At 34.8% G+C, this 13,324-nt stretch carries 14 protein-coding genes; 11 read left to right on the top strand and 3 right to left on the bottom strand.

Features of this window, described 5'->3' with window-relative positions:
- Positions 1-414 precede the first annotated feature (414 nt).
- Both rsmD and coaD read left to right on the top strand, forming a co-directional pair.
- Positions 415-966 (top strand): 16S rRNA (guanine(966)-N(2))-methyltransferase RsmD, encoded by a 552-nt coding sequence (gene rsmD / locus ACSVDA_RS21025; RefSeq protein ID WP_485885847.1) that lies wholly within the window; start codon positions 415-417, stop codon positions 964-966.
- 19 nt (positions 967-985) lie between these two features.
- Complete coding sequence (gene coaD / locus ACSVDA_RS21020; RefSeq protein ID WP_214483223.1) at positions 986-1,465, top strand: pantetheine-phosphate adenylyltransferase; 480 nt, start codon at positions 986-988, stop codon at positions 1,463-1,465.
- Positions 1,466-1,864: 399 nt separating this feature from the next.
- On the opposite strand, the gene ylbJ is transcribed toward coaD, so the two are convergent.
- Positions 1,865-3,091: a sporulation integral membrane protein YlbJ gene (gene ylbJ / locus ACSVDA_RS21015; protein WP_485885845.1), complete on the bottom strand. Its 1,227-nt coding sequence runs from the start codon at positions 3,089-3,091 to the stop codon at positions 1,865-1,867.
- Between the two features lie 176 nt (positions 3,092-3,267).
- Between ylbJ and ACSVDA_RS21010 the strand changes: the two genes are divergently transcribed.
- On the top strand, positions 3,268-4,065 hold the full coding sequence (locus ACSVDA_RS21010) for a patatin-like phospholipase family protein (RefSeq protein ID WP_320208591.1): 798 nt from the start codon (positions 3,268-3,270) through the stop codon (positions 4,063-4,065).
- Entirely contained in the window at positions 4,055-5,068 is a 1,014-nt protein-coding gene (locus ACSVDA_RS21005) for a SepM family pheromone-processing serine protease (RefSeq protein ID WP_485885843.1), read from the top strand. The genes ACSVDA_RS21010 and ACSVDA_RS21005 overlap by 11 nt, the downstream gene beginning before the upstream one ends.
- Positions 5,069-5,304: 236 nt before the next feature.
- Here ACSVDA_RS21005 and ACSVDA_RS21000 read toward each other — a convergent pair whose 3' ends face one another.
- On the bottom strand, positions 5,305-6,540 hold the full coding sequence (locus ACSVDA_RS21000; RefSeq protein ID WP_485885842.1) for a nucleotidyltransferase: 1,236 nt from the start codon (positions 6,538-6,540) through the stop codon (positions 5,305-5,307).
- A 270-nt stretch (positions 6,541-6,810) separates the two neighbouring features.
- Here ACSVDA_RS21000 and ACSVDA_RS20995 point away from each other — a divergent pair, with 270 nt between their 5' ends.
- The 4 genes from ACSVDA_RS20995 to ACSVDA_RS20980 all read left to right on the top strand — a co-directional run bounded on the left by ACSVDA_RS20995 (position 6,811) and on the right by ACSVDA_RS20980 (position 9,167).
- Positions 6,811-7,326 carry a YceD family protein gene (locus ACSVDA_RS20995; RefSeq protein WP_485885840.1) on the top strand — a complete coding sequence of 172 codons (516 nt, stop codon included), beginning with the start codon at positions 6,811-6,813 and terminating at the stop codon, positions 7,324-7,326.
- A gap of 66 nt (positions 7,327-7,392) precedes the next feature.
- The gene (gene rpmF / locus ACSVDA_RS20990; protein WP_214483229.1) at positions 7,393-7,566 is read left to right on the top strand and encodes a 50S ribosomal protein L32; all 174 of its coding nucleotides are present in this window, start codon (positions 7,393-7,395) and stop codon (positions 7,564-7,566) included.
- A gap of 91 nt (positions 7,567-7,657) precedes the next feature.
- Positions 7,658-8,422 carry an enoyl-CoA hydratase/isomerase family protein gene (locus ACSVDA_RS20985; protein ID WP_485885838.1) on the top strand — a complete coding sequence of 255 codons (765 nt, stop codon included), beginning with the start codon at positions 7,658-7,660 and terminating at the stop codon, positions 8,420-8,422.
- 130 nt (positions 8,423-8,552) lie between these two features.
- The gene (locus tag ACSVDA_RS20980; protein ID WP_485885836.1) at positions 8,553-9,167 is read left to right on the top strand and encodes an RsfA family transcriptional regulator; all 615 of its coding nucleotides are present in this window, start codon (positions 8,553-8,555) and stop codon (positions 9,165-9,167) included.
- 109 nt (positions 9,168-9,276) lie between these two features.
- Here ACSVDA_RS20980 and ACSVDA_RS20975 read toward each other — a convergent pair whose 3' ends face one another.
- Positions 9,277-9,753, bottom strand: coding sequence for an N-acetyltransferase (locus ACSVDA_RS20975; protein WP_320208793.1), 477 nt, complete (start codon positions 9,751-9,753; stop codon positions 9,277-9,279).
- 156 nt (positions 9,754-9,909) lie between these two features.
- Here ACSVDA_RS20975 and ACSVDA_RS20970 point away from each other — a divergent pair, with 156 nt between their 5' ends.
- The 3 genes from ACSVDA_RS20970 (at position 9,910) to ACSVDA_RS20960 (ending at position 13,133) form a co-directional block, all read left to right on the top strand.
- Positions 9,910-11,247, top strand: coding sequence for an acetyl-CoA carboxylase biotin carboxylase subunit (locus tag ACSVDA_RS20970; protein WP_485885834.1), 1,338 nt, complete (start codon positions 9,910-9,912; stop codon positions 11,245-11,247).
- A 111-nt stretch (positions 11,248-11,358) separates the two neighbouring features.
- On the top strand, positions 11,359-11,571 hold the full coding sequence (locus tag ACSVDA_RS20965) for a biotin/lipoyl-containing protein (RefSeq protein WP_485885832.1): 213 nt from the start codon (positions 11,359-11,361) through the stop codon (positions 11,569-11,571).
- A 20-nt stretch (positions 11,572-11,591) separates the two neighbouring features.
- Positions 11,592-13,133, top strand: a complete 1,542-nt coding sequence (locus ACSVDA_RS20960; RefSeq protein WP_485885830.1) for an acyl-CoA carboxylase subunit beta — start codon at positions 11,592-11,594, stop codon at positions 13,131-13,133.
- The last annotated feature ends 191 nt before the right edge of the window (positions 13,134-13,324 follow it).

The raw sequence follows: 13,324 nt of genomic DNA, 5'->3' as shown, positions 1-13,324 counted from the left end.
ATTCAATAAGTGGTTGTTTTTAAGCTAAAAATATACACAAATACAACTTAATTTCGTGGCATCTTTTCTTCTATTGAACAATGGCTGTTAGGAACTACAGCAACAACGTTTTTAAAAAAAGTCTATAAATTCAAAAAAAACCCTGCAGATACCTACAGGGTCCTTCTATATCATAGGGATAATTTTCGAAATTTCACCCATAGATAAGAAGGCAAAGGGAGAGGAGAAACCGGAGGAAGAACTTATGGGGAAACGTAAGTCTTCTCCGCGGTTGGCAACAACATCAATAATTTGATGTTGTTACTACTAATTATGACCATTTGAAGTGACTGTATACACTTTCAAAATATTTTTTTATCATCTATAATAAATAATGCTTAACTTATTTACAATTTTGTAAGAATGGTGATGTTAATGAGAGTAGTTTCAGGAAGCTGTAAAGGGTTGCCGTTAAAGGCAGTGCCGGGTAAATCTACACGTCCAACAACAGATAAGGTAAAAGAAGCTATATTTAATATGATTGGTCCATATTTTGATGGTGGCTATGCTTTAGATTTGTTTGGAGGTAGTGGTGGCTTAGGGCTTGAGGCTTTAAGTAGGGGGATGGAATATTGCATATTTGTTGATCGAGATATGAAGGCTATACAAACGATTAAAACAAATGTTGAATACTGCAAATTTACTGATCGTGTAGAAATATATCGAAATGATGCAGAACGTGCGTTAAAAGCGATTGTAAAACGAAATTTACGCTTTGCTAAAATATTTTTAGATCCCCCATATAAGCATCAGAAGATCAAGAACATTATTGAATTGATAGAAAATAATCGTTTATTATATGAAGGTGGGCATATTGTCGTTGAACATTCAACAGACGTAAAGCTACCTAATACAATCGGTGGTGTTTCACAAATAAAACATGAGATATACGGAATCACTGCCATAACGATTTATCAGTATAGCTAGAAATATGGAGGTGAAGAATATGGCGAATATTGCTGTTTGTCCAGGAAGTTTTGATCCCATTACTTATGGTCATTTAGATATTATAAAAAGGGGTAGAAAGGTTTTTGATAAAATCTATGTTGTTGTTTTAAACAACTCATCCAAACAACCATTGTTTACTGTAGAAGAAAGGTTGGAACTGATAGAAGAGGTTACGAAAGATTTTGATAATGTTTATGTTGATTCATTTCAAGGGCTATTAGTTGACTATGCAAGAAGTAAGAATGCACAAGCGATTTTACGTGGTCTACGAGCTGTTTCAGACTTTGAGTATGAAATGCAAATAACTTCTATGAATAGAGTTCTAGAAGAAAATATTGAAACCTTTTTTATGATGACTAATAATCAATATTCCTTTTTAAGTTCAAGTATTGTAAAGGAAGTAGCCAAGTACAATGGTGACGTATCAGAGCTAGTTCCTGATGTAGTAGAAAAAGTGTTACGTCAGAAATTTAACTAGTTACATATATATAGTATAGCCTACTGTTCGAACAGACATCTTTTATTGAATAACGTTGATAATGTTTGCGCTTACATAATAAACGACCATCACTTTGATGGTCGTTTTAATTATAGTTGTTCCCCGTACTAAAACATAAGATTTAGCATTCATGGCGCATTTCTTATTTAAAAGATGTCAACCACTAAACGAATTTTTTACTGTGCTAATTTACTCGTAATATCAACATAGTTTACAAAAGGCTGCTTTCGCATTGATAGTTGTTTTTCGTATTATGAAGTATACACGTACACAACTAAAGTTCATGGCAGCTTTTCTTCTGTATAACGATGGCTAACAATATAAAACCATTTTATATTACTAATTGATACCATAGTAACAATGTTTTAGAAAAGAGCCTTACGAAAAGAGCCTTAATTTTTTAATATACAGGAACACATAGCAACAAAGTGTTGTCAAGGTAATAATTGGTCCGTAAGACCACATGATATGTAACAAATCATAAAATATACTGAAATTAGTATTTAATGAAAAAGAAGGTATGACGTTTGATCCGTGCTCTGATTTTACTAACGCATTAATATATAGAGGCTTCCAAAGTATATATGCAAAAAGAGCAGCAAAAAATCCGTGAAAGATACGAGCGACAAAAAAGGGCCTAAAGCGTATATCGGTTTCAGCTAGAATACTTGCAACTTGGGCCTGTACGGATAATCCGCTGAAAGCAAGAATAAAGCTTGTAATCACTGCCTGGTAAATCAAGCTAATATTAGGTGTTTCACTAGTTAATTGACTTCCTAATGTTATTTCAAATAAACCCGAAAACAAAGGAATTCCTAATTCTTCAGGAAGATCAAAAACCGCTAACATATATTCCAATAGATAAGCTACCACAGCTGTTATATGGACGATAGATAGCAATTTGTTTAAAACAGAAAATAAAATAATGAAACCACCGATCATTAGTAATGTATGAACAGATGATGTAATCGCATCGCCAAGTAATTTTCCAAGGGGCCTATTATCTTGCAGTCTAGATTCATGTGCCGAACGAAGTGCCTCATGTATAATTTTTTTACTTCTCTTATTAGAAGACTTGCTAATGACATTTTCTTTGCCGTGAAACCTCATTATTAATCCTACGCAAATATTACCTAAATAATGTGATATTGCTAGGATGATACCTAAACTGGCATTTTGAAAAAAGCCAATAGCTACCGCGCCAAAAATAAACAATGGGTTAGAAGAATTAGTAAATGATACTAGGCGCTCCGCTTCTATTGCAGTTAGCTGATTTTCTTGACGTAATCTTGCTGTAAATTTAGCACCTGCGGGATAACCAGATGCCATTCCCATTGCCCATACAAATCCACCAACACCGGGTACTTTGAATAATGGTCTCATTAGAGGCTCCAATAAAAAACCGATAAAACGAACAACTCCAAACCCTATGAGCAGCTCAGATATAATAAAAAAAGGAAGTAAGGACGGGAACACGACTCCCCACCAAATCTGTAACCCTCTTTGTGAAGCTTCAAATGATTCTTGTGGAAAAGAAATAAGGGCTATAGCTAGCAATAAGGCAGTTGTTGCTAATATTAATGAATTTACTTTTGTTATATTCAAGAGTATTGCCTCCCGTTTTATCTTCTTTCTATACAATGGATGTAGTAGGTGTTAGAATGAAAGAACAAATGTATCATGGTAAAAAGTTGTACAAACTTATATTTCAATATACGTGTATAGCACCTTTCTTTAGACCATAAGATTGAATATAGATCATTTTTTTGGAGGTATTTCTCATGCGAGATCCTATCATTGGTCTAGCTCTTGGTTCTGGAAGTGCAAGAGGTTTTGCCCACTTAGGGGTTATTAAAGTCTTAACAGAAGAAAACATAGGAATAGACCTTATTGCGGGTAGTAGCATGGGTGCCGTTGTTGCAGCCTTTTATGGAGCTGGGCTAGACATAAATCGTCTATATAAAGTTGCTAATGCATTTAAAAGAAAATATTACTTGGATTTTACTGTTCCAAGGATGGGGTTTTTGGCAGGGAATAGAGTTAAAGAACTCATTCGTATATTTACCCATGGGAAAATGATCGAAGACTTAGATATTCCGGTAGCTATTGTAGCTACCGATTTAATAAAGGGAGAAAAGGTAGTCTTTAGAACGGGACCAGTTGCTGATGCTGTCCGTGCGAGTATTGCAATTCCAGGAATTTTTGTGCCAGAAAAAATAAACAATCGAGTGCTAGTCGATGGAGGCGTTGTTGACCGCATACCTGTATCAGTCGTGAAAGAGATGGGTGCTGATATCGTGATTGGTGTCGATGTGTCACATGTTAAAAGAAATGAGAATATCTCATCCATTTTTGACGTGATTATGCAAAGTATAGACATCATGCAAGAAGAGCTAGTTAGCCATAGGGAAATTGCTTCTGATATAATGATTCGACCACATGTGGAACATATTAGTTCAAAAGCATTTTCCAACATTAAGGAGATTATTGAAATAGGCGAGGAAGAAACGAGAAAACAGCTCGAAAATATTATTACGGTTATTTCTACGTGGAAGGAGTCACAGCAAGGTGAAGACTAAAGGTTATATTAGATCGTTATTTATTGGTATTATACTTGCCATGCTAATTACTTTTGTACAGCTACCATTTTATATTACGAAACCTGGAACAGCACAAGAGCTTGCTCCTATTGTTCAAGTTGATGGTGGATACGAAGAAGAAGGGTCATTAATGCTAACAACAGTTAGAATGGGAAAAGCAAATGTTGTCTCATATATTTGGGCGAAATTGAGTGAATACCAAATGATTTACCCTGAACAAGATATTCTCCAAGATAGAAGTGATGAGGAATATTCATATATTCAATTACATAATATGGAGAACTCAAAAAACAGTGCTATATCAGTAGCGTACAATCAAGCAGATAAAAGTGTAGAGTATAAGTATAATGGTTTATTTGTCTATACGGTACTAGACAATGTACCAGCTAAAGATTTTTTAAAAACAGCTGATCGCATTATACGAGTAGACGATCTAGATGTGAAAAGTTATGAAGACCTTACTCATTATCTATCAACAAAAAAAGAGGGCGATGTAATTGAGGTTGTTGTTGAGAGGGATGGTGAAACGGTTGTTCAAGATATTGAGTTAATTACATTGGAAAATAAAGATCAAGTCGGTTTAGGTGTACAACTAATAGAAGATGTGGAACTTAACGTAAACCCAAGCGTGGAAATTAATTCTGAGAAAATAGGTGGTCCGTCTGCAGGATTAATGTTTACATTAGAAATCTATAATCAATTAGTTGAAGAAGATCTTACAAAAGGCTTTGACATCGCTGGTACCGGTCAAATTTTTAATGATGGTTCAGTCGGACCTATAGGTGGTATCTCTCAAAAAATTGTGGCGGCGGATAAGGCAGGGGCTGAAATCTTTTTCGCGCCAAATCAGAACGGGGCTAGTGACTCAAACTATAATGAAGCTGTAAAAACAGCTCAAGATATTGGAACAACAATGGAAATTGTACCTGTAGATACATTTGAAGATGCATTACTCTATTTACAATCTATACAGCCAGAGTAATATTACATACTTTGCTTTCCATTGATTGCAACTGAAGGCAGATCTCTTACATAAATGTAGAGGTTGCCTTCTTTATTTATATAGCTGTTTTTCGTACAAATAGATTAACATGTATTATTTAAACTATAGTTCGTGGTGTTTTTTTCATTTACATAACGCTGAAAATCCTAGCTAATCTTATATAACAGTGCTAATTTAGAAATAATAATAGAGCACCAAAGTTTATGAATAGAGCGCTATTTAAATTTCCTAGTATCTTCATCAAATCTAATCGGTGGAGTTGAGTACTCTTGTTTAATTGCTGTCGAACATAAAGGTTCTGGTAAGATACTAGCATATACATGTGCAGCAGTAATATCTAACATGAATAGTGGGTCATCAAAGGAAGCTGCTTTCGAAATGATAGGTAGTTGTATTTTTTTCTTTACTTCATTCAAATACTGTTGCCCCCTCATATTCATACCTAATAAACGGATATATGGAGATTGGGTAGATAATTGTTGTAAGTCATCCTTTTTAGTATTCGTTAATATATATAGACATAGTCGCTGAAGTCGAGTCCAAGTATAACGTTTTGTCTTAATTTTTTCCATGAAAGTTATAAATGACGTCGATTCTTTTATGTACTTCATAAGTCGATATTCTAACCCTTCTTCACACTCATATGTTGATTCCAGCTCTGCTAGACTGGAAGTTAATAGCTTATATTTTAGTAATGGAAAATAAGCCTCCCAGCTATGAAATCGATCGTACTGATTATAATAATTAATCAAGTGGTTCTTTGTAGATACAGGGATGTAGTTATCTATGTCATTTAAATTACCGCTCTTTGAGAATAAAGTTTGACGTATACTGGTTGCACTAGCGATAGAAGGGGATGTAAATTCCTCATCGTGATATTGAGCCCCTGTTCGAGTGATCGTTAATGGAGTTAGGTTACTATGCTGATCATGGATTGCTTTCACATAGTGATAGCCTAGAATGTTATTTGGCTTTGATAAATCAAGCTTCACATTCGTAGTTTTTATTTCATTAAAGGCAATTGATGATGCTTTCGGGTAACTATAACCTTTATCTATTGCATTCTTAACCTTTTCATTATATGTTGGTGCAGCTTGTTTCAAAAATTGAGCAGCATGTTGAAAATCTTTTATTTCTCCATGCTCACTTCCAAAACAAACCTCTTCACATAATAGAGCGGATAATATTGAAATCGCTCCATTTGCAAACATTTCAGCATTTTGTGATGCATAGCCGTAGGGTAATTCCACAACGATATCTACACCAGCTTCTAAGGCCATCTTCGTCCTCGCCCATTTAGATACTAGTGCAGGTTCACCTCGTTGTAGAAAATTCCCACTCATAACTGCTACAACACAATCAGTGCCAGTTTGCTTTTTTGTTTCTTGTAAGTGAACGTAATGTCCATTATGAAATGGATTGTACTCAACAATAACGCCTGCAGCCTTCACTTATACACCTCAGTTCTAGTTTAATATTGGAAAAAATGTATACAATGACTTCTTTTATTATAATGTATATGAAAATGAAGTTCCATCTCTCAAATTCCCAGGAATTATTAACTCAAATAAATTAATGAAAATAGGAGGGTAAGGAAGCTGCTTTCGATGAATAATAGTGTTAAAGGAACGATCTATTTATGTATGTAGATGTAAAGAAAAAATATTGACAAATGTGTTTTACAAAGCTATAATTACCTTTGTTGCCTTGAGGTGATATAATTGAAATGGACAATTCATCAACTATACCAATTACAGAACAAGGACATATTGATTGATGAAACTGTAGATGTAAGTGACATTAAACATATTGAGAAGTCAATTCGTAATATTTCACCTGTTAAAGTGACAGGTGTAGCAGATGTAAGTCATGCTAAAGTTATTTTTCACTTAACAATTACTGGTTCAATGGTTTTACCTTGCTCGAGAACATTGGTTGATGTACAATTTCCGTTTACTATTAAAACGACGGAAACCTTTTTATTTAAACAATCTGATTTTGATGATGAAGATGAGGTTCATAATGTTGAAGGAGATGTCGTGGACATTCTTCCGATCATAAAGGAAAATATTCTTCTTGAAATTCCGATGCAGATATATTCAGAAAGTGTACATGAAGATCAAGTATTACAATCTGGAAAAGATTGGTCTGTTATTACAGAGGAAGATGTAAAAAATCAGATAGATCCACGTTTAGCTGGATTAGCAAAATATTTTGACAAAAATAAAGAAAATTAACAAAACGAAGAACCGGCATTATCCGGCCTTCATATGATTTTAATTCTCTTTAAGGAGGTGGGAATAATGGCTGTACCTTTTAGAAGAACATCTAAAACTAAAAAAAGAAAGCGTCGTACGCATTTCAAATTACAAGCCCCTGGTATGGTAGAATGCCCAAATTGTGGTGAAATGAAGCTTGCTCACCGCGTTTGTAAAGAATGTGGTACTTATAAAGGAAAAGAAGTAGTTAGCAACTAAATGATGTTGATTGCTGACGTTAAAAAACACAAAGAGAAAATTCTTTGTGTTTTTTTCTATATTATTATATAAGCGGGGAGAAGGTACAAGGGTGGAAAAATTGATTATTAATAAAGACGAAAATGGCATAGTATGGGCTACAATTAACCGTTTGGGCAAAAGAAATGCGATCGATTATGATGTTATGAATAAATTGGAAGCGCTTATAAATGATGTGAGAGAGACGGTTAATATGAAAGCAATGGTCATTACTGGCGCTGGTAATAAAGCATTTTGTTCCGGAGGTGATTTAAGTGTATTTCATCAATTAAAAACAAAAAGAGAAGCATATGAAATGCTTTCAAAAATGGGTGAAATACTATACTCGCTACAGACACTTCCTAAACCAACTGTGGCACTATTAAATGGATTTGCAATTGGAGGCGGTTGTGAGCTAGCAACAGCATGTGATTTTCGTTTAGCTAAGCAGGGCAGTAAACTAGGATTTATACAAAGTAAATTAGCGATAACAACTGGTTGGGGTGGAGCAACCTTATTAAATGAAAAAATTCCATATGATAAGGCACTTGAATTGCTAATGACTGCAAAAATGATTTCTGCAGAGAAGGCTTATGAAATTGGTTTTGTCAATAAAGTGTTCAATAACCAAGACTTATTGAAACAGTGTATAGAATATTTGAAACCACTACTTGAAACAGATGTACACGTACTATCCTCATATAAACAGGTATTAATTAATAAATGGAAAGCGCATCATTTAAAAGAAAGAATGTTTGCAGAAATTGAACAATGTGCATCTTTATGGGCAAGAGATGAGCATCACCATGCAGTAGAGGCTTTTTTGAATAGCAAATAATATGCTTTTTAATGATTTATGTGTTGTATATGGATAAAACATGGATTATTTGCATTGTGATAGTTTATATATAGTCTATCTTTTCTAGTAGCAGCATATGTATTAAAAAAAGCTACTGGGAGGTAGGATAATGTCAACGACTCGGCAGGATGCATGGACAAACGATGAGGATTTACTGTTAGCTGAGGTTGTGTTGAGGAATATTCGTGAAGGTGGAACGCAATTGGCAGCTTTTGAGGAAGTCGGCAGACGGTTATCACGAACTGCAGCCGCCTGTGGTTTCAGGTGGAATTCGTATGTTCGTAAACAATATAAGTCTGGTATAGAGCTTGCTAAGAAACAAAGAAAGCAATTAAAAAATGGGCAAGAATCAACACTTACCACAGTTGAACAAAAAGAAAATGACTTTCAGTCATTCGAACCTTTAGTTGATGATTTATCATTGAAAAAAGTAATAACTTATTTGCAAATTATCGACTCATCCCAAAATGAATATGATGAATTAGTTGTAGAAAATAAACAGTTAAAAAAACGTGTGGCGCATTTAGAAAACAAAATGGATAAGGTAGATGAAGAGAATCAATCGCTGTTAACTAATCTACGACAAGTTGAAGACGATTACAAAGCGTTAATAGAAATTATGGAACGTGCAAGGAAGATGGTTGTGCTGCAAGAAGAGGAAAAGCAAAGTAAAGTGAAATTTCAAATGGATAGAAATGGGAATTTAGAAAGGGTTGAAAAATAATCAATAGCACCTATGAAATTTACAAAAAATAAAAAAAGAAACAGTTAGATTAAAATAAACTGTTTCTTTTTTATGTCCATGTATTGAATGCGTTGAAATGGTATATATATTATCGAGTCTGTTCTTTAACACCATTAGGATGCCATAATAACGGATTTTCACCAAAGTCTCTTTCTACATCATAAGTAGCAGCAGAAAACCCCATTTTAGTCCAAAACTCTGCTGATTTCACACGGGGGTTAGTTTTGATAGGTAGGTTAAAACTTTTCGCGAAATTGACTAAAGCGGTTCCAAAATTTTTCCTTTGAAATGCAGGTAATACTTCAAGCTTCCATAGCTCTAAATATGTTTGTGGTGGCTCGAAGTATTTATCATATTTTGCATCAACTTTATATAAACTCATTCTAGCGACTAACTTACCACCGTAGTATATTCCATAAAATGGCGAATCACTATTGTTTTCGATGATATTTGTTTGAAGATCATCGAGCATAGATAATTCTTGTAGACCATATTCTTTAAATTTTTTAAATTCTTCTATTGTTTTATAGTTTACGAGTAATCGTTCTATTTTATAAGTTTCCATCATAATCTTCCTCCCACATAACCTTATATTTTTATTATATAACAAAATGACACAAAATTCTGTAGAAAATAATTAGAAAGCGTTTTCATAAATAGAAGGAATATTAAAAATTTTGTAGAAATATATACAAATAAGATATAGAACAGGAGTGTGCAAATGAAGAAAATACTAATTGCGAACAGAGGGGAGATTGCCTCTAGGGTAATACGAACATGTAACAATATGGGGATTGAGACAATAGCGATTTATTCTGATGCTGATAAAAATTTACCATACGTAAATGAAGCTACTAAAGCGGTCCGTATCGGGGAATCGCCTGTTCAAAAATCATATATGGCTATGGATGCTATCGTAAAATTAGCGGTAGAGGAAAATGTAGATGGCATTCATCCAGGGTATGGGTTTTTATCCGAAAATGCAATGTTTGCAAAGTTAGTTAATGATAATGGTATAACTTTTATTGGCCCACAACATGACGTTATAGCTTTAATGGGAGAAAAAATCCAAGCACGAAAGGAAATGCAAAAGGCTGGAGTACCTATTGTACCAGGAAGTCATGAACCTGTTAGTTCAGTTGAAGAGGCATGTGTTATAGCTGACAAAATTGGATACCCAGTAATGATAAAAGCAAGTAGTGGCGGTGGCGGTGTTGGGATGCAACGCTGTATTGATGAGCAAGAATTAAAGAAGGTGGTTGTGTCAATTAAAAACCGTGCTAAAGCATATTTTGGGAATGATGAAATATTTATTGAGAAATATGTTGCCGATGCGAGGCATATTGAAATTCAAATATGTGCAGATACAGCTGGTAATATTGTTCATTTGTTTGAGAGAGACTGTTCAATTCAACGCAGAAATCAAAAGGTGATTGAGGAAACTCCTTCACCGTTCCTATCAGAGGAATCGAGAAGAGCAATGCTTGATTGTGCATTAAAAGTCGCGGCACATGTAGGTTATACCAATGTAGGAACAGTTGAATTTGTAGTAGATAACGATGAGAATTTCTATTTCTTGGAAATGAATACGAGGTTACAAGTTGAACATCCGATAACTGAAATGGTTACAGGGATTGATCTAGTTGAGTGGCAAATAAAGTTGTCATGTGGGGAGAACATGCCATTATTACAGCATGAGATAAATAGTAACGGGCACGCGCTAGAATTTCGATTGTATGCAGAAGATCCAGCTACATATTTGCCCTCGCCAGGAACTCTTAATGTATTAACTTATCCATCAACAGAGGGTGTCAGAATAGATAAAGGATATGATGAAGGTTGCCAAGTTACCCCATTTTATGATCCGATGATCGCAAAGCTAGTTATACATGGTCTTGATCGAAATGATGTATTACATAAGGCTGAAAAATTGCTTAAAGAAATGAAAGTTGAAGGTATAAAAACCAACTTACCTTTACTTGAAAAGGTTATTCAAAATGAGATGTTTCGAGAAGGGTGTTATACTACCTCTTTTTTATCAAGGCAGTATTCACGCTGATTTTCTCTCGTAGAACTTCATCTAGTTGTTTTATCTTAGTTCCAATAGTAAAAGTTTGTGAAATGACCATTTAATAGGTAAAAAATCACCTGATTTGGGAGGATATATGGTATGAAAGAAATATATGCATCGATGGCAGGTACTGTACTAAATTTATTAGTTGAAAAGGAAGAACATATTACAAAAGGCCAACAGGTCATTATTCTAGAATCAATGAAAATGGAAATACCAATTGAGAGCTCATTAGAAGGGGCTGTTAATGAAATAAAAGTGGAAATAGGAGATTTCGTAAATGAAGGAGATGTTCTCATCGTATTAGGATAAAGGGAAGGAGAATTTAAACAATGGTTCATGTAAGAGATTTAGATAAAGTTTTATCAGAAAAACTAGAAAATATTGAGCGTGGAGGAGCAGAAAAGTATCATCAAAAACAAAAAGAGCAGAACAAATTATTTGTTAGAGATAGATTGAAACAGCTGTTTGATAGAGGGGTATATATAGAAGATGGAATGTTCGCTAACGATCAAGCTGGGGATTTACCCGCTGATGGAGTTGTTACAGCAACTGGAACAATCAATGGACAAACAGTATGTGTGATGGCAAATGATTCGACTGTGAAGGCAGGTTCATGGGGAGCAAGAACAGTAGAAAAAATTATTCGCATCCAGGAGTCAGCCGAGAAACAAAAGGTGCCGTTGTTATATTTAGTCGATTCGGCTGGTGCGCGTATTACTGATCAGTTAGAAATGTTTCCAAATCGTCGCGGAGCTGGCCGTATTTTTCATAATCAAGTACGTCTATCTGGGGTCATTCCTCAAATATGCATTTTGTTCGGGCCATCCGCTGCTGGTGGAGCATATATACCAGCTTTTTGTGATATTGTAATAATGGTCGATAAGAATGCATCAATGTATTTAGGTTCCCCTCGAATGGCGGAGAAGGTCATCGGTGAAAAAGTAACGCTTGAAGAAATGGGTGGAGCTCGCATGCATTGTACAATTAGTGGATGTGGTGATGTACTTGCTGAAAGTGAAGAAGAAGCAATTCGCTTAGCCCAAACGTATTTAACATATTTTCCTGCTAATTCCCAGTCTAAACCAAGTGTTATTGAGGGACAAGAATCGAGTCAAATTAAGAGGTTGGCTGACATCATTCCTGTCCACCAAAATGCCCCTTTTGATATGTATGATTGTATTAACACACTTGTAGATAAAGATAGTTTTTTTGAGATTAAGAAATTATTTGCTGCCGAGCTTATTACTGGTTTAGCTAGAATAGATGGTCGCTGTGTTGGTATTATAGCCAATCAACCGAAAGTGAAAGGTGGAGTTTTATTTGTTGATTCCGCTGATAAAGGGGCTAAATTTATTCAACTGTGTGATGCATTTCATATTCCTTTATTATTCTTAGCGGATGTACCAGGTTTTATGATAGGAACAAAGGTTGAACAGGCTGGGATAATTAGACATGGTGCTAAGTTTATAGCTGCAATGAGCTCAGCTACTGTACCAAAAATCTCTGTTATTGTTCGAAAAGCTTACGGGGCAGGGTTATATGCAATGGCGGGACCTGCGTTTGAGCCTGATTGCTGTATTGCACTTCCAACTGCGCAAATAGCTGTAATGGGTCCTGAAGCGGCAGTAAATGCAGTTTATTCTAACAAAATCAGTAACATAGAAGACCCAAAAGAAAGAATAGCATATATTCAGCAAAAGCAAGAGGAGTATAAACAGCATATAGATATATATAAGCTAGGATCTGAAATGATTATAGATACAATTGTTTCACCAAATGATTTAAGAAAAGAGTTAATTGATAGGTTTACAATTTATGAAACTAAAGAAATAGCAGATGTCCATCGTAAGCATCCTGTTTATCCAGTTTAAATGATGCTATAATGTGAAGCGTAAAATTTTATATAAGTATTAATGTAAATAAACAAAAAGAGGATGACGTTCATTGATATGCTCCCCTTAAGGTAGACAGATTAAAAAATAAAATCTGATTACCTTAAGGGGGCTTTTTTATGTCCAATAAATTTTTCTCTATTGAATTTAAACATGAAGTGGTGAGGGCA

This window comes from Cytobacillus sp. Hm23, assembly GCF_051842895.1.
Lineage (GTDB): Bacteria > Bacillota > Bacilli > Bacillales > SM2101 > Nanhaiella.
Note: the sequence above shows the minus strand (reverse complement) of the source record. Positions and strands in the feature narration are given on the sequence as shown.

What these genes read in the sequence shown, in the direction of transcription:
- ACSVDA_RS20975 (WP_320208793.1), bottom strand. Translation starts at nt 9,753, where the DNA reads ATGGAAACTTATAAAATAGAACGATTACTCGTAAACTATAAAACAATA.
- ACSVDA_RS20960 (WP_485885830.1), top strand. Translation starts at nt 11,592, where the DNA reads ATGGTTCATGTAAGAGATTTAGATAAAGTTTTATCAGAAAAACTAGAA.
- coaD (WP_214483223.1), top strand. Translation starts at nt 986, where the DNA reads ATGGCGAATATTGCTGTTTGTCCAGGAAGTTTTGATCCCATTACTTAT.
- rsmD (WP_485885847.1), top strand. Translation starts at nt 415, where the DNA reads ATGAGAGTAGTTTCAGGAAGCTGTAAAGGGTTGCCGTTAAAGGCAGTG.
- ACSVDA_RS20970 (WP_485885834.1), top strand. Translation starts at nt 9,910, where the DNA reads ATGAAGAAAATACTAATTGCGAACAGAGGGGAGATTGCCTCTAGGGTA.
- rpmF (WP_214483229.1), top strand. Translation starts at nt 7,393, where the DNA reads ATGGCTGTACCTTTTAGAAGAACATCTAAAACTAAAAAAAGAAAGCGT.
- ACSVDA_RS20980 (WP_485885836.1), top strand. Translation starts at nt 8,553, where the DNA reads ATGTCAACGACTCGGCAGGATGCATGGACAAACGATGAGGATTTACTG.
- ACSVDA_RS20965 (WP_485885832.1), top strand. Translation starts at nt 11,359, where the DNA reads ATGAAAGAAATATATGCATCGATGGCAGGTACTGTACTAAATTTATTA.
- ACSVDA_RS21010 (WP_320208591.1), top strand. Translation starts at nt 3,268, where the DNA reads ATGCGAGATCCTATCATTGGTCTAGCTCTTGGTTCTGGAAGTGCAAGA.